General features: G+C 71.9%; 13 protein-coding genes. 12 read left to right on the forward strand and 1 reads right to left on the reverse strand.

Going from position 1 to position 15,820, the window contains the following annotated elements; all coding sequences use genetic code 11:
- The first annotated feature begins 1 nt into the window (after nucleotide 1).
- The 12 genes from H566_RS0115710 to H566_RS0115765 all read left to right on the forward strand — a co-directional run bounded on the left by H566_RS0115710 (nucleotide 2) and on the right by H566_RS0115765 (nucleotide 14,495).
- On the forward strand, nucleotides 2-622 hold the full coding sequence (locus tag H566_RS0115710) for a chemotaxis protein CheB (RefSeq protein ID WP_084545183.1): 621 nt from the start codon (nucleotides 2-4) through the stop codon (nucleotides 620-622).
- The gene (locus H566_RS0115715) at nucleotides 619-1,911 is read left to right on the forward strand and encodes a hybrid sensor histidine kinase/response regulator (RefSeq protein WP_051378852.1); all 1,293 of its coding nucleotides are present in this window, start codon (nucleotides 619-621) and stop codon (nucleotides 1,909-1,911) included. Before H566_RS0115710 ends, H566_RS0115715 begins: the two co-directional genes overlap by 4 nt.
- Nucleotides 1,908-3,767: a PAS domain S-box protein gene (locus tag H566_RS25655; protein WP_051378853.1), complete on the forward strand. Its 1,860-nt coding sequence runs from the start codon at nucleotides 1,908-1,910 to the stop codon at nucleotides 3,765-3,767. Before H566_RS0115715 ends, H566_RS25655 begins: the two co-directional genes overlap by 4 nt.
- 130 nt (nucleotides 3,768-3,897) lie before the next feature.
- Nucleotides 3,898-4,821, forward strand: coding sequence for a serine O-acetyltransferase EpsC (gene epsC / locus H566_RS0115725; RefSeq protein WP_028312182.1), 924 nt, complete (start codon nucleotides 3,898-3,900; stop codon nucleotides 4,819-4,821).
- Nucleotides 4,822-5,256: 435 nt separating this feature from the next.
- Nucleotides 5,257-7,653 (forward strand): aminotransferase class I/II-fold pyridoxal phosphate-dependent enzyme, encoded by a 2,397-nt coding sequence (locus H566_RS0115730; RefSeq protein ID WP_211238110.1) that lies wholly within the window; start codon nucleotides 5,257-5,259, stop codon nucleotides 7,651-7,653.
- Between the two features lie 17 nt (nucleotides 7,654-7,670).
- The gene (locus H566_RS0115735) at nucleotides 7,671-7,949 is read left to right on the forward strand and encodes an acyl carrier protein (protein ID WP_028312184.1); all 279 of its coding nucleotides are present in this window, start codon (nucleotides 7,671-7,673) and stop codon (nucleotides 7,947-7,949) included.
- On the forward strand, nucleotides 7,933-9,819 hold the full coding sequence (locus H566_RS0115740; protein ID WP_028312185.1) for an AMP-binding protein: 1,887 nt from the start codon (nucleotides 7,933-7,935) through the stop codon (nucleotides 9,817-9,819). The genes H566_RS0115735 and H566_RS0115740 overlap by 17 nt, the downstream gene beginning before the upstream one ends.
- The gene (locus H566_RS0115745) at nucleotides 9,819-10,334 is read left to right on the forward strand and encodes a gluconate 2-dehydrogenase subunit 3 family protein (protein ID WP_028312186.1); all 516 of its coding nucleotides are present in this window, start codon (nucleotides 9,819-9,821) and stop codon (nucleotides 10,332-10,334) included. Before H566_RS0115740 ends, H566_RS0115745 begins: the two co-directional genes overlap by 1 nt.
- Nucleotides 10,335-10,359: 25 nt before the next feature.
- Nucleotides 10,360-12,000: a GMC oxidoreductase gene (locus H566_RS0115750; RefSeq protein ID WP_028312187.1), complete on the forward strand. Its 1,641-nt coding sequence runs from the start codon at nucleotides 10,360-10,362 to the stop codon at nucleotides 11,998-12,000.
- Nucleotides 11,997-13,322 (forward strand): phytoene desaturase family protein, encoded by a 1,326-nt coding sequence (locus H566_RS0115755; protein WP_028312188.1) that lies wholly within the window; start codon nucleotides 11,997-11,999, stop codon nucleotides 13,320-13,322. The genes H566_RS0115750 and H566_RS0115755 overlap by 4 nt, the downstream gene beginning before the upstream one ends.
- Entirely contained in the window at nucleotides 13,312-14,052 is a 741-nt protein-coding gene (locus H566_RS0115760; protein ID WP_028312189.1) for an SDR family oxidoreductase, read from the forward strand. Before H566_RS0115755 ends, H566_RS0115760 begins: the two co-directional genes overlap by 11 nt.
- A gap of 14 nt (nucleotides 14,053-14,066) precedes the next feature.
- Entirely contained in the window at nucleotides 14,067-14,495 is a 429-nt protein-coding gene (locus H566_RS0115765) for a DUF2147 domain-containing protein (protein WP_034411996.1), read from the forward strand.
- 81 nt (nucleotides 14,496-14,576) lie between these two features.
- Here H566_RS0115765 and H566_RS25660 read toward each other — a convergent pair whose 3' ends face one another.
- Nucleotides 14,577-15,650: a helix-turn-helix transcriptional regulator gene (locus tag H566_RS25660; protein WP_051378854.1), complete on the reverse strand. Its 1,074-nt coding sequence runs from the start codon at nucleotides 15,648-15,650 to the stop codon at nucleotides 14,577-14,579.
- Nucleotides 15,651-15,820 lie beyond the last annotated feature (170 nt).

Below are 15,820 nucleotides of genomic sequence, written 5' to 3' on the forward strand. Positions count from 1 at the left end.
GATGCCGCTGCGCACCCTCCGCCGTCCGAGCGAGCTGCGCCATGCGCTGGCCGGCGTGCCGCGCACCGTGCTCATCGGTGGCTCGGCGGGCGCGATCGAGGCGCTCGGCGCGCTGCTGCCGCAACTGCGCGCCGGCGTGGCGCTGGCGCTCGTGGTGGTGGTGCATCTGCCGGCCGACCAGCCGAGCCTGCTGCCCGAGGTGTTCGCGCCGCGCCTGCCCTTCGACGTGGCCGAGGCCGCCGACAAGGAGCCGTTGCGCGCCGGTTGCCTGCGCTTCGCGCCGCCCGGCTACCACCTGCTGATCGAGCGCGAGGGCTGCTTCGCGCTCGACCTCGACGCGCCGGTGCATTTCTCGCGGCCGTCCATCGACGTGCTGTTCAGTTCGGCCGCCAGCGCCCTCGGCGCCGACGCCATCGGCGTGCTGCTCTCGGGCGCCAATGACGACGGCGCCGCCGGCCTTGAGGCCATCTGGCGCGCCGGCGGCCTCACCCTCGTCCAACACCCGGCCGACGCGCGCGTGGCAACCATGCCCGACGCCGCGCTCGCGCGTTTTAGGCCCGCCGCCGTGCTCGGCGCGGCCGACATCGGGCGCTATCTCTCGGCGCTGGAGTCCCCGACATGAATCTCGTCCAGCCCCCCGCACTGCCCGCGCCCGAAGGCCCGCCGCCGGCCCGCGCCCAGGTGCTCATCGTCGATGACCGCGCCGAGAACCTGCTCGCGCTCGAAGCGCTGATCCGGCGCGACGACATCGACGTGCTGCGCGCCCGCTCGGGCGATGCCGCGCTCGAACTCGTGCTGCTGCACGACTTCGCGCTCGCGCTCATCGACGTGCAGATGCCCGGCATGAACGGCTTCGAGCTGGCCGAGCTGATGCGCGGCACCGCGCGCACGCGCCACATCCCGATCGTGTTCGTGACCGCCGGCGGGCGTGAGATGAACGCCGCCTTCAAGGGCTACGAGACCGGCGCGGTCGACTTCCTGCACAAGCCGCTCGACGCCCACGCGGTGCGCAGCAAGGTCAACGTGTTCGTCGAGCTGTACCGGCAGCGCGTCGCGCTGCGCGAGCAGCTGGAGGCGCTGCGTCGCAGCCAGGCCGAGCAGGAGGCGCTGCTGTGCGAGCTGCGCGCCACGCAGGATCAGCTGCGCCTCGCCGTGCGCATCCGCGACGACTTCATGTCGATGGCCTCGCACGAACTCAAGTCGCCGCTCACGGCGCTGCGGCTGCAATGCCAGTTGCGCGCGCGGCATCTGGCGCGCGGCAATCTCGACGCCTTCGCGCCGGACAAGCTCGAACGCATGGTCGCCACCGACGGCGAGCTGGTGGACGGCCTCGTGCGTCTCATCGACGACATGCTCGACATCTCGCGCATCCGCAGCGGCAAGCTGTCGATCGAGCCGGCGCCCTGCGACTTCGCCGCCATCGTGCGGCGGGTGGCCGAGCGCTTCGCCGAGCAGCTGCGCGGCTGCGGCGGCTGCGAACTGGCGTTGCCCGACAGCCTGGTCGGACGCTGGGACGCGATGCGGCTGGAGCAGGTCACGACCAATCTGGTGACCAACGCGCTGCGCTATGGCGGCGGGCGGCCGATCGCCATGCGGCTCGCGGTCGAGGGCGGGACGCAAGACGAGGGCGATGCCATGCCCGCCGACCGGAGCGCGGTCGGCTCCGCCGTCGGCGCGCGCGCGGTGCTGACCGTGCGCGATCACGGCATCGGCATCCGCAAGGAGGATTGCGAACGCATCTTCCAGCCCTTCGAGCGCGTCACCGGCGAGCACGGGCGCGGCGGCCTCGGCCTCGGCCTCTACATCGTGCGGCAGATCGTCGAGGCCCACGGCGGGCGCATCGATGTGGACAGCGTGCCGGGCGAAGGTTCGGCCTTCCGCGTCGAGCTGCCACTGGCGGGGCCACGATGAAGGCCGCGACGCAGTCCGGCGCCGCCGGGCGCCCGACGGCCGGCGCGTCGGCCAGCGCGTCGGCCAGCGCGTCGGCGCGGGCGGCGCTGCGCTCGGTCATCGACGCGAGCCGGGGCGACTGGCTGTCGCCGGCGCGCTTCAATTTCGCGGTGCTGTTCACGATCGCGGCCACGGTCGCGCTCGTCGGCCTGTACTGGGCCGCGCTCGACTCGTCCACCCAGCGGCTGCGCGCGGCGGCGACGGCCCAGAGCGAGGTCGATGCGCGCCGGCTCGCCAACGCCATCGCGAGCCAGCTCGACGCCACGCTCGGCGGCATCGACTTCGCGCTCGGCTATCTGCGCGACCGCGGCATCGAGGACGAGCAGCGCTTCCGCGAGACGGCGCGCGTGGTCGAGTCGATGCTGCCGCCGGGCGCGCTGCTCCAGGTGAGCGTGGTGGACGAGCGCGGCCATCTGCTGCACACCACGCTGCCGGGCCGGCCCCAGGCCAGCATCGCCGACCGCGACCATTTCCGCGTCCATCTCGATCCGACGCGTGACGTGATGTACGTGAGCGCGCCGGTGCTGGGCCGGGTGTCGGGCGAATGGACGGTGCAGTTCTCGCGCAAGCTGCTGCGCGACGGGCATTTCGCGGGCGTGGTGGTGTTGTCGGTGTCGCCGCGCTATCTGTCGCGGCGCATGGCTCAGCTCGGCCTCGACGACGACGACATGGCCGGCCTGATCCGCGACGGCGGCGCCTTCGTCGCGCGCGCCGCCAGCCTCGACGAGGTGCTCGGCCACTCGGTGCCGGCCGACCGGCCCTTCCTCCAGCCCGGCGCCCCGGCGAGCGGCGTGTTCAGCGCGCCGAGCGCGGTAAAGCCGGAGATGCGACGCATCTTCGCCTGGCGCCGGCTCGAGAACGGCCTGCCGCTCACGGCGGTGGTGGGCCTGTCGGAGTCCGACGCGCTGGCGCTCGCCGAGGTCGGCGCAGAACGCGTGCGCGGCAGCGCCATCGTCGGTTCGACGCTCACGCTCATGCTGCTCGCGACCGTCATCGTGCTGCTGCTGCGGCTGCGCGCGCGCCAGCAGCAGCTGGCCGAGAGCGAGGAGAGCTATCGCAACCTGTTCGAGAAGAACCGCTCGGTCAAGCTGCTGATCGACCCGGCCACGGGCGCGATCGTCGCGGCCAACCCGGCGGCGGCGGAGTTCTACGGCTATCCGCGCGAGACGCTGGAGAGCCTGAACATCGCCGACCTCAACCCGCTCAGTCCGCAGCAGATGACGCGCGAGCTGGAGGCGGCGCGGCGCGAGCGGCGCAACCACCTGCGGCTCGCGCACCGGCTCGCGTCGGGCCGCACGCGCGAGGTCGAGGTGTACTCGGGCACGCTGGAAATGCACGGCCGGCCGCTGCTCTACGCGATCGTGCATGACGTGACCGACCGCGCCCGGCTCGAATCGCTGCTGCGCGTGGGCGAGGCGCGCTACCGCGCGCTGTTCGAGTCGGTGCCGGACGGCGTGCTGCTGTTCGACGAGGCGGGCGGGCTGCTGTCGTGCAACCGCGCAGCCACGCTGCTGCTCGGCGGCGACGAATGCGCGATCGCTTCCGGCCTGCTGCCGCTGTGCGATGCCGACGGCCAGCCGCTGCCGCCCGAGCAGCAGCCGGTGCGCCGCGTGACCGATCCGCGCTGGGACGGCGGCGTGTACCGCGCCGCGCTGCCCGGCGGGCGCACGCGGCGCATCGCGGTGCGGCGGCGCGCGATGCCGCTCGCGGCCGACGGCGAGCCGCTCGGCGCGCTGCTGTCGGTCGTCGATCTGGAGGAACTCGCCGCGTGGCGCGAGCAGGCCGTGCCCGCCGGGCGTGGCGCGGGCGCGGCGTAAAGTCATGACCGGCGGCGGCGCCCATCGCGCCCGCCGCCAGCGCGACCGGCCCCGCGGCGGCGCGCCCGGCCGCGATCCGGCCGGCGCGGCCGCGAGGCAAGCCCCTCCGACAACCCGCAATCACAAGAAGATGCCGATGGACACGCCCAAGGACCCGACCGCCGACCGCCCGCACTGGGACATCGTCGATATCGTCGCGCGGCTGCGCGAATCGCGCGAAGTCACCCATAACATCCGCCACCGGGGCCGCATCCGCGAATACCCGTCGCGCGAGGCGCTGATCCGCGTGCTCGACGGGCTGTGCGCCGCGCTGTTCCCGACGCATTTCGGCCGCCGCGTGCTGACAGACGCGAGCATCGACTTCTTCGTCGGCCACACGCTCAACGAAACGCTGAGCCTGCTGCGCGAGCAGGTGCGGCGCGGCATGAGCTTCGACGCCGCCCACACCGAGCTGAGCGACGAGGAGATCGCTACCGACGCCGCGCGCGTGACCGCGCAGTTCGCCGCCCGCCTGCCCGAGATCCGCGGCCTGCTCGTGAGCGACCTGCATGCCGCCTACGCCGGCGATCCGGCCGCCACCTGCACCGCGGAGATCCTGCTGAGCTACCCCGGCATGCGGGCGATCATCCATCACCGCATCGCGCACGAGATGTACAAGCTCGACAGCAAGCTGCTCGCGCGCGTGATCGCCGAGATCGCGCACGCGCAGACCGGCGTCGACATCCATCCGGGCGCCACGATCGGCGGCAGCTTCTTCATCGACCACGGCACCGGCGTCGTCATCGGCGAGACGGCCATCATCGGCGAGCGCGTGCGGCTTTATCAGGCGGTCACGCTCGGCGCCAAGCGCTTCGAGACCGCCGACGACGGCTCGCTGGTCAAGGGCAACGCGCGCCATCCGATCGTCGAGGACGACGTGGTGATCTACGCCGGCGCGACCGTGCTCGGCCGTATCACGATCGGCAAGGGCTCGACCATCGGCGGCAACGTGTGGGTGACGCAGAGCCTGCCGCCGGGCAGCGTGGTGACGCAGGCGCAGTCTCGGCACGGCTGAGGCGCGCGCCGCCGCACTTTCGTACACGGCTGGCCGACGCGCCGGCCTCTGGCGCATGGCCGGTGGAGGCGCCGCTCCCTTCCACGTCGTTGGCCGACGCGCCAGTCCCTTCCGCATCGCCGGCCCGCCGCCGTGCGGGCCGCGCCCAATCCGCGTCCCTTCCGCGCCACTTCCCCGCCGCCGGCACCGCACTGCCGCGTGCCGCGCGCGACTTTCCGCAAACCGGTAACCACCCACCCTGCGCACCCGATCCGCATTCGCGCTAGGTTTTTCACCCAATCATTCCCCGGCAAATCACTCCGAATTACCGGCGCCCGCGTGGCGCGAAAATTCAAGACCATTCATTTCCGTCTGAAACAGAATCCGCCAATCCCGTGGCAGCAATTGACAGAATGATGTCAATGCGGCGCTGCGCGGAAAATTGCGGAGCGAGGCATGGAAAAGGATCGGCTTGTGATCGAGACGGTGCGTTCGGTCGAGCATCTGCCGGCTTCGGAATGGGGCGGCGGTTTTGCCATTCCGACACCGATGCGCCGTGAATTTCTCGCGGTGGTCGAGCGGGCGCGCGTCAACGACATCGAAACGTATTACCTCACGCTGCGTTTCGGCGGTGCGCTGGTCGCGCACGCCAACGTGTACGTGTGCGAAACCGACTTTTCGAGTTTCGATCCAAAATTGCCCGCCGATGCGCGCGGCACCGTGAAGCAATGGTTTCCGGGCTTCATGAAATTCAGGATCGTCGAGGTCGGCTATTTCACGATGATCGGCGAAGGGCTGGCGCTGGCCGACAGCCTGCTGCTCGACGACGTGCTGATCGAACTCGAAGCCGAATTGCGCCGCATCGCCGCCGAATCACGCGCCGATTACATCCTCTACCGCGATATCGGCATCGGTCATTACGCGCAATACCGCGCCGCGCTCGCGCCGCTCGGCTATGTGCCGAGCATCGGCTTTCCCAATGCCGTGCTGCCGCTGCGCTGGGACAGCCTCGATGCCTACCTCTCCGCGCTCGACAGCAAGACCCGCCTCAAGCTGCGCAACAGCCTGCGGCTGGAGGAGAAATTCGGCATCCGCCACGAGATCGTGCGCGACTTCGCGCCGCTGGCCGACGAACTGGCGCGGCTCTGGGCCAATGTGAATGCGCGCGCCGCCGATTACAGCCGCGAGCAATTGACGGCGGCATTCTTCGCCGAATGCTCGGAGCAATTGGGCGAATCGAGCGAGATCATCACCTTCAGGCATGAAGGGCGATTGATCGCTTTCATGCTCAATCTGATCGGCGATGACGACTACATCATGCTCGACTGGGGTGTCGATTACGATTTCGAGCATTACCGCGACGCCAATCTGTATCGCGCGGCGAGCGTATTGTCGGTGGCGCGCGCAATCGAGCTGGGCTGCTCGCGCATCGAATTCGGCATCACCAATTACACGCCCAAGATGACGCTGGGCGCCGAAATCCGGCCGCTCGCCTATTTCGTGCGGCATGTGTCGGAGCCGCGTTTCAGCGGCACGCTGGCACGATTGCTGACCGATGCGATCGAAATGCCCGACAACACCGCGCATGCCGCCGGCGAACGCCTCGGTACCCGGCGCGAGGATCTGGCGGCATTCGAGCGACGGATCCGCGAAGACCAGAATCCGCTGCGCGATACCGACATCTTCCAGCGCATCGGTAATTACCAGCGCGCGAATGCGATGCGGCTCGGCGGCATCTACGGCCTGTATCCCGAATTCAATTGCGCGCAGGATTCGGTCATCACCTTCTCGGACAACCGGGAACGGGTGCTGCTCGGTACCAATTCCTATCTCGGGCTGGCCGACGATCCGCGCGTGCGCGAGGCGGCCAAGGCCGCGATCGACCGCTACGGCAGCGGTTGCTCGGGTTCGCCGCTGCTCAACGGCACGCTCGACATCCACAACCGGCTCGAAGCCGAGCTGGCCGACTTTCTCGGCCGCGACGCGGTCGCGCTGTGCAGCACCGGCTACCAGACCAATCTCACGGCGCTGTCGGCGCTGTGCGGCCCCGGCGACGTGGTGCTGATGGACGCGCGCAACCACCGCAGCCTGTACGACGGCGTGCGCCTGTCGGGCGCCGACTGCCTCATCTACCGCCATGCCGACCTCGGCCATCTGGCCAAGCTGCTGCTGCGCAGCTCGGGCCGGCGCCGGATGATCGTGACCGACTCGGTGTTCAGCATGGAGGGCACGATCGCCGACCTGCGCGGCATCGCGGCCCTGGCGCGCGAGCACGGCGCGCGGCTGTTCGTCGACGAATCGCATGCGGTCGGCGTGCTCGGCGCGACCGGGCGCGGCGTGGCCGAGCTGCAGGGCGTCGAGGCCGACGTGGACCTCGTGATGGGCACCTTCAGCAAGTCCTTCGCGGCGCTGGGCGGCTACGTGGCCGGCTGCCGTACGGTCATCGACTACCTCAAGCACAACGGCGGCGGCCACATCTTCTCGGCCAGCCTGCCGCCCTCGGTGATCGCCACCGTGCTGGCCGCGCTCGACATCGTGCGGCGCGAGCCGGAACGGCGCGCCCTCGTGCTCGACAACGCCGCCTACATGGCGGGCGAGCTGCGCGCCATCGGCTACGACGCGCCCTTCCATGGCGCCCAGATCGTGCCGGTCATCCTCGGCAACTACACGCTCGCGCTGTCGGCCTACAAGCGCTTCATGGAAGCCGGCGTGTACGTCAACCCGGTCGGGCCGCCGGCCGTGCCCGAGGCCGCCGCGGGCTTTCGCACCAGCTACATCGCCACGCATCGGCGCGCCGATCTCGACCGCGCGCTCGACGTCTTCCGCCGTCATTTCCCCGACATCCGGCGTTGAGCCGGGAGGAGCCATCCATGGAGTACCAGACCCGCGTGATCCAGCTCGTGACCGAGGCCTTGCAGACGGCGAAGACGGTGACGCCGTCCAAGCTGCTGGTCGAGGAGCTGGGCTTCGATTCCATCGGCCTGCTCGAACTCATGGCCTCGGTCGAGGACGAGTTCGACATGATTGTCACGCTCGACGAGGCGCGCGCCATCCGCAGCGTGCAGCAGCTCATCGACGCGGTGCGCCGCCATCTGGCGACGCTGGTGGCGCCACAGGCGGCGGGAGGCGCGCATGTCTTCGCGGGTTGAAGCGGGCGCGGCGCGCGGCGCGGATGACGCGCGTGCCGCCGCGCCGGTGGCGCCGCGCGCCGCCTCGCGCGTGACGCCGGACGGCTTCTGGCGCCGGCTGCGCGAGTCGGACGGGCGCGGCATCCACGTGATGACCGAGGGCGCGCCCGAGCCGGTGTTCCTGCCCTACACGCGACTCGCGGCCGACGCGCCGCGCATGGCGGCGCTGCTGCGCGAGGTCGGCATCGGGCGCGGCGACGCGGTGCTGCTGTGCGCCGAAACCACCCCGCACTTCCCGCTGGTGTGGCTCGGCCTCATGTGGCTGGGCGCGACGCCGGTGCCGCTGCCGCCGCGCAACGCGCTCGCCAACGCGGGCCGCTTCGAGGAACGCATCGGGCCGATCCTGCCGTGGTTCGGCGTCTATCTGCACGGCGCCGGCGACGCCACCGTGCTGCGCGCCCTGGCCGCCGAGCTGGCGCCGGCACTGCGGCTGGTCGAGATCGGCGAGCTGGTCGCGCGGCTCGGCAAGGGCGCGCCGCCCGCCGCGGCCGACCTGCCCGACGCCGCCGCCTGCATCGTGGCGAACACGCTGACCGAGCCGGCCAACGCCGCCTGCTATCACGAGCTGGACATCGACATCGGCGACTTCGCCGCCCAGTCCGAACAGCCCGCCGACCTGGCCGACGACGACATCGCCTTCATCCAGTTCACCTCGGGCAGCACCAGCGCGCCCAAGGGCATCCGCGTGACCCAGGCCAATCTGCGCGCCAACCTCGACGCGATCGGCGCGCGGCTCGACCTCGGGCCGGAACGCGACTGCATGGTGAGCTGGCTGCCGCTCTATCACGACATGGGGCTGATCGGAAAATTCCTCATGTCGCTGCACACGGCCATGCCGCTCGTGCTCATGCCGCCCGCGATGTTCGTGCGCCGGCCGCTGCATCTGCTGGCGCTCATCGAGCGCCATCGCGGCACGATCTGCTCGATGCCCAACTTCGGCTACGACCTGCTGCTGCGCCGCGCGGCGTCGGGCAAGGCGGTGCCGCATCTCGGCTCGATGCGCTGGTTCGGCGTCGGCGCCGAGCCGGTGCGGCTCGCCACGGTGGCCGGCTTCGAAGGGGTGTTCGGCGCCCACGGGTTGCGCGAGGGCGTGGTGTCGCCGTGCTACGGGCTGGCCGAGGCCACGCTCGCGGTGTCGATCGAGGCGCCGTTCGACGGCTATCGCTCGCTGCGGCGCGGCGACCGCTGCCATGTGACCTGCGGTCCGCTGGTCGATGGCTTCGAGGTCAGGCTGCGCGAGGGCGACGGCGCGCTGCTCATTCGCGGCCCGTCGGTGGCACGCACCGCGCTGGTCGCCGGCGAGGTGAAGCCGATCGTCGATGCCGAGGGCTTCTACGACACGCGCGACATGGCCGAGATCGTCGACGGCCGGCTCGTCATCCTCGGCCGCACCGACGAGATGTTCGTCATCAACGGCGAGAACTGGTTTCCCTACGACATCGAGGCCGTGGTGCGCGACGCCTGCGCCGACGTGCAGCGCGTGGCGTGCATCCAGCTGCCGCACGCGGCAGGCGAGGAAGGGCACGGCGTCACCCTGTTCTACGAGCGGCGCGGTGCAGGTGGTGGCGCGGGCGGTGATGCCGGCGCCAGCGCCGCCGCAGCCGGCATCGGCGCAGCCACGGGCACGAGTGCGGCCGACGCTGCGCGCGAGCTGCGCATCCGCCAGCTGCTGCTGGAGCGTTTCGCGCTGCCGGTGCGCGAGGTGGTGGCGCTCGACGGCAAGACCATCCCGGTCACGCCGAGCGGAAAGATCCAGCGCGTGCGCCTGCGCGCGCTCCACGAGCAACTGCGGACGGCCGCCGCCCGCCCGCGCGAGGAGAGCCCGGCGTGATGACCTTCCTGCAACGTCGCGCCTTCCTGGGCGCCGGCTCGCTCGCCGCCACGCTGGCGCTGCTGCCCGGCACGGCGCGCGCCGCCGTCGCCAGCCTGAGTCCGAACGCGACCGCGATCCTGACCCGCGTGGTCGATGTGCTGCTGCCGGCCGACCGCACGCCGGCCGCCTCGGCACTCGGCACGCCGCAGTACGTGATCGCCGGCCTGCTCGCGCGTGGCGACGACGGCGGCGCCGCGCTCGAAGCCGGCCTCGGCGCGATCGACCAGCTCGCGCTTGCGCGCTTCGGCAGCGGCTTCCTCGCGCTCGACGCGGCGCGCCAGACCCAGGTGGTGGACGTGGTCGCCACCGATCCGGCCTTCGCCGCGCTGTGGGGCGGCATCCGCTCGCTCGCGGTCTTCCACTACTACGCCCAGCCCGTCGCCTGGCTCGACATCGGCCTGCCCGGTCCGAGCATCGACTGCGGCGGCCATCCCGACCCCGACGCCGAGGCCTGCCGCCCGCGCGGCGCCTGACCCGGGCTTGCAAAGGATTGCATCCATGGCGGAATCCCTGTCCTCCTTCGACGACTTCCAGCCGGCGACGCCCGCCGGCGCGCGGCCCACGCCCCTGTACGACGTGGTCATCATCGGCGGCGGCATCGCCGGCGCGGTGTATGCCGACCGGCTCGCCGGGCGCGGCCTGCGCATCCTGGTGCTGGAGAAGGGCGCGAACTATCCCGATCACCGCCGGCAGTTCGCCGAGAGCGAGCTGGCGATGTGGGAGCGGGTCTGGCCGTCGTCGCAGTACGAGGTGACGGGCGGCGCCTTCGGCGGCGCGCCCAACTTCGGCCTCGGCGTGGGCGGTGGCTCGCTGGTGTGGACCAACGTCTGCTTGCGCTTTCTCGAACACGACTTCCGCATGCGCTCGACCTTCGGCGCGGTGGACGGCGCCGACCTCGCCGACTGGCCCTTCGACGCGGCCACGCTCGCGCCCTGGTACGCGGCGGCCGAGAACCTGATGGGCGTGTCGGGCGCGCCGCTGCCCTGGCCCGGCCAGCGCCGCCAGCCCTACCCGACGCCGGCCTTCGACTACTACCGCTCGTCGCGGCTCATCGACGGTGGTCTGAGCCAGCTCGGCATGCGCGGCGCGCCGGGGCCGGTGGCGATCTCGTCGCGCGCCACCGCGAGCCGGCCGGCCTGCGTGCATTGCGGCTTCTGCCGCTCGTCCTGCCGCATCGACGCGCGCTTCCAGGCCGACCGAGCGCTGCTGTGGCCGCTGGTGGCGCGCGGCAGCGTCGAGCTGGTGTCGCGTGCCGAGGTGCTGCGCCTCGTCACGGGGCGCGACCGGCGCGTCGTGACCGGCGCCGAGTACGTCGATCTGCAAAGCGGCACGCGGCGCGGCGTGCGCGGCCGGATCTTCATCGTGTGCAACAACCCGATGGAGCTGCCGCGCCTCTTCCTCAACTCCGCCGGCCCCGGTCATCCGAACGGGCTGGCGAACACGAATGACCTGGTCGGACGCCATCTGTTCGGCCACATCGGACTGGTCGGCATGGGCGTGACCGACCAGTGCGTCAACGGGGGCATCGGCTACAACATGGGCAACATCGTGTCGCTCGACCATGCGGTCGCGCGGCGCGGGCAGTCGCACGTCGGTGGCTACGTCATCGAGTCGTTGAACGGCGCGGGCGCCGGCGTGGTGGCGGTCGATCCGCTCGGCACGCTGCGGGGCAGCCAGCTCAAGGAAGCGATGCGTGGCTACGACCGCAGCCTGTATTCGGTGGTGTTCGGCGAGGGGCTGCCGGTGCGGGACAACCGCATCACGCTGTCGTCCTCGCGCGTCGATGCCCACGGCATGCCGCAGGCGCATCTGCACTACGCCTGGCACGCGAACGACCTCGCGGTCTGGAACGCGGCCGGCGCCACGCTCACGAAGCTGTTCCGCGCGGCGGGGGCGGGCACGGTGCACCTCACCGCCAAGCCCTTCGAGGCCCATCTGGCCGGCACGATGCGCATGGGCGACGACCCGCGCACCAGCGTGGTCGACCGCTGGGGCAAGGTGCACGAACTGGCCAACGTGGTGGTGGGCGGCTCGGCCCAGTTCGTGACGGGCAGTTCGGTCAACCCGACGCTCACGCTGGTGGCGCTGGCCCTGCGCGGCGCCGACCGGCTGGTGCGCCGCTTCGGACTCGCGTCATGAACCTGCACGACCTTCGCCTGCCGGCCTCGGTCGATGCGGTGGTGGTGGGCGCCGGCCTCGGCGGCCTGGCCACCGCGATCCGGCTGCGCCAGCTCGGACTGTCGGTGCTGGTGCTCGAGCGGCTCGACCGCATCGGCGGCCTGTGCGGCACGTTCCAGGCCGACGACGGCCTGCGCTACGTGATCGCCTGCAACGATTTCGGCAAGGGGCTGCTCGGCGACCTGGCCGAGCTGGGCATCGAGCACCATTTCGAGCGCAGCGCCACGCGCATCGTCATGCCCGAGCGCGACTACCGCTTGCCGCCCGATCTGCGCACCGTGGCCGGACTGCTGCCGCATCTGGGCTCGATCCTGCGTTACGTGCGCGGCCTGCGGCGTGCGCGCACGGCGCCGCCGGCCTCGCTCGCGGCGCTGGTGGCGGACTGCGGCATCACCGGCCGCGCGGCCGATCTGCTGCTGTTGCCGGCCTATCTGATGGGCGTGTCGCCCGAGGACTTCCGCGTCGAGTCGCTCGACGACGAGTTCCGCTTCGGCTACGGCTATGCCACGCCGGTCACGCCGGCCGGCGGGCCGCAGGCACTGGCCGATGCCTTCGCGCACCGGCTGCTCGCGCTCGGCGGCCGGATCCTGCCCGGCTGCGCGGTGCGCGCGATCCGGCGCGAGGGGCGCGGCCACCGCGTCGAGACCGCGCTCGGCGCCATCACGGCCGGCATCGTGGTCACGACCCAGCCCAAGCCCGGCCATTTCCCGCCCGACCTGCGGCCGGGGCTGGGGGCCTCGGTGCTGCTGCTGAGTTTCGACGCGGCCTTCCGCTTTCCGCGCGGCGTGCACACGCATCTGCACTACCCGGCGGGCATCCGCGACTGGTTCGGCGCGATCCGCGACGGCCATCTGCCCGACGACTTCGGCTTTCATGTGTTTTCGAGCGATCTCGGCGACCAGGGCGGGCTGCGCACGGCCAACGTCTACTTCTATCTGCCCGAGGGCCGCGACCAGGACCCGGCCATGCGGCGCGCGGCGCAGAACCATGTGCTCGGCCGGCTCGACCGGCTGCTGCCCGGCCTGTCGCGCCATCTGCGCGCCAGCCAGCTCGTGACGCCCGACGAGTTCCGTGAGCGCCACGGGCTCGAATCGCGGGTCACGCCGCTCATCACGCCCTCGGGCCTGGGGCGCCCGCCCAACTACAGCCCCGAGACCGATCTCTTCCACGCGGGCGCGGCCGCCTGGCCGCCCGGCGAGCATGCGGGCGCGGCGGTGCGCTCGTCGCGCCATGTGGCCGAACTCGTGCGCGCGCGCCTCAACGGAGCCCTGAATGCAGCTTGAAGGCAGGACCGTCCTCATCACAGGCGGCAGCAGCGGCATCGGCCGCGCCCTGGTCGAGCGCTTTCTCGCGCTCGACTGCACGGTCGTCACCTGTTCGCGCCACGGGCCGGCGCCCGACGAGGCGCAGTCGCCCCGGTTGTGCCATCTGCGGCTCGACCTCGCCAGCCCCGAGGGCCGGCGCGCGCTGCTGACCGAGCTGCGCACCCGCTACGTGGATCTCTCGCTGCTCATCAACAACGCGGGCGTGCAGCATCTGGTGGACTTCACCACCGCGCCGATGAGCCACATCGAGGCCACGAGCCGCGAGGAGATCGCGCTCAACCTGGAGGCGCCACTGCTGCTCGGCGCCGCGCTGCTGCCGCTGCTGCGCGAGCAGCCCGAGGCGGCCATCGTCAACATCACGACCGGCCTCGCGCTCGCGCCCAAGAAGAGTTCGCCGGTGTACTGCGCGAGCAAGGCGGCGCTGCGCTCGTTCACGCGCTCCTTCCGCTACCAGGTGGAAGAGGTCGCGCCGCGGGTGCGCGTGGTCGAGGCGCTGCCGCCGCTGGTGGACACGCGCATGACCACCGGACGCGGCAGCGGCAAGCTCGCGCCGGCCGACGTGGCCGAGGCGCTGGTGGCCGGCCTGCGCGCCGGCCGCGACGAGATCTGCATCGGCAAGACGCGCCTGCTCAAGCTGCTGATGCGGCTGTCGCCGGCGCTGGTCTACCGCATCCTGCGAACCTGGTGAAACCGGAGAACGGAATGAAGCTTCTGACCCTCGCCGCGCTACTGGCCGGCCTGACCGGCGCCGTTGGCGCCACGCCCGTCGGCCTGTGGAAGACCATCGACGACGAGACCGGCCAGCCGCGCTCGCATGTGCGCATCACCGAACGCGACGGCCGCCTGAGCGGCCGCATCGAGAAGCTGCTGGTGCCGCCGGCCACGCCCGACTGCGTCAAGTGCAGCGACGAGCGCAAGGGCCAGCCGATCGAGGGCCTGACCATCCTGCGCGGGGTGCGCCGCGATGGCGAGGCCAACTGGGGCGGCGGCGACATCCTCGATCCGAAGTCGGGCAAGGTCTATTCGGTGCGCTTGACCGAGCTGGACGACGGCAGGCGGCTGGAGGTGCGCGGCTTCATTGGCGTGCCGCTGATCGGCCGCACCCAGGTGTGGGAGCGACTGGAGCCGTGATCGCCTCGCTGCTGCGCACGGCCATGCGGCGAGCCGGGGGGCTGTCGGGCGCGTGGCGGGCGTGGGGCGCCGCGCCCGCGTTCAGGCGACCGCGCGCAGCGGCGGCGCAAGCGCTTGCAGCCTCGCGTCCGTGCCGCCGGCCTCGCGGTAGCGCGCCGGCGTCAGGCCGACGCGGCGCAGGAAGTCGCGCGTGAAGTGCGGCTGGTCGCAGAAGCCGCAGAGATAGCCGATCTCGGCCAGTCCCACGCCGGTGTTGAGCAGCCACCAGGCGGCCGCGCGTACCCGCGCCTCGGCGACGATGGTGGTCAGGCTCAGCCCGTCGCGCGCGAGCATGCGTTGCAGCGTGCGCGGCGCGAGGCCGAGTTCACGCGCCACGCCGTCGAGGCGCTGGCCGGCGCCGCCCTCCGCCAGCACCTTGCGCGCGATGAAGCGCGCGGGCGCGGGCCAGCCGAGGGCGTCGCACAGGTCGGGTGGGCAACCGGCCGGTCGCGTCCTTGCATCGTTCACTGCCATGCCCTGCCAGCCGAAACGCCAGCGCGCGGTGCGGCCGGCGGCGATCAGCGCGCCGAGCGGGTGGGGCGAAGGAGCGCCGGTGCCGGCGTCGCGGTTGCCGTCGCCATCACCCGCCGTCGTGTCCGCCATGGCGCCGGGCGTGCCGGCTGAGCCGTCGTCCGCGGCGGGCGGCAGCGCCACGCCATCGAGCGCGAGCGTGAGTGGCCCCGTCACGAGCCGACGCAGCGCGCCGCACAGCACGCCCAGCACCACGAGGTTCTCGAAGGGATGGGGCGGCGGATCGCCGGGACGACGCGCCGCGTGCAGCAGTTCGGCGCCGTCGGCATCGGCATGCAGCAGCAGCACGCGATGCGCGGAGTGGACGTACTGCTCCAGCCGCTGCCAGCGCCGCAGCAGATCGTCGAGATCGCGTGCGCCGGTCAGTACTTGGTGCAGCGGCTCGCCCTGCACCGCGTCGAGGTCCTGCGCCAGGTCGAGCAGCCGCGCCGGCCCGTGCTGCCGGGCGATGTGACCCAGCAGCAGGCGCTTGGCCGCGAGCGGCACCGTGCCGCCCTCGGGCACGGGCATGGGCAGGTCGAGGCCGCGCCTCAGCATCGCGCGCAGCAGCAGCCGCAGCATCGCGGCACTCGCGAAGTCATCCATCGTCGTCGGAGCGCCGGTCGCATGGCCGGCGCTTTGCTTGAAAGTCGGACGTGGGTTTGGCACGCGGGCGGCCGGCGCGGCGCGCGGGCTTGCAGGCTGTTACAGGCATGACGGGCGCGGGGCTCGCGGACGGCCGGCCGCGCGACGCGGTTAGCCTTGCCGGGCGGGCC

This window comes from Derxia gummosa DSM 723, from assembly GCF_000482785.1.
GTDB lineage: Bacteria > Pseudomonadota > Gammaproteobacteria > Burkholderiales > Burkholderiaceae_E > Derxia > Derxia gummosa.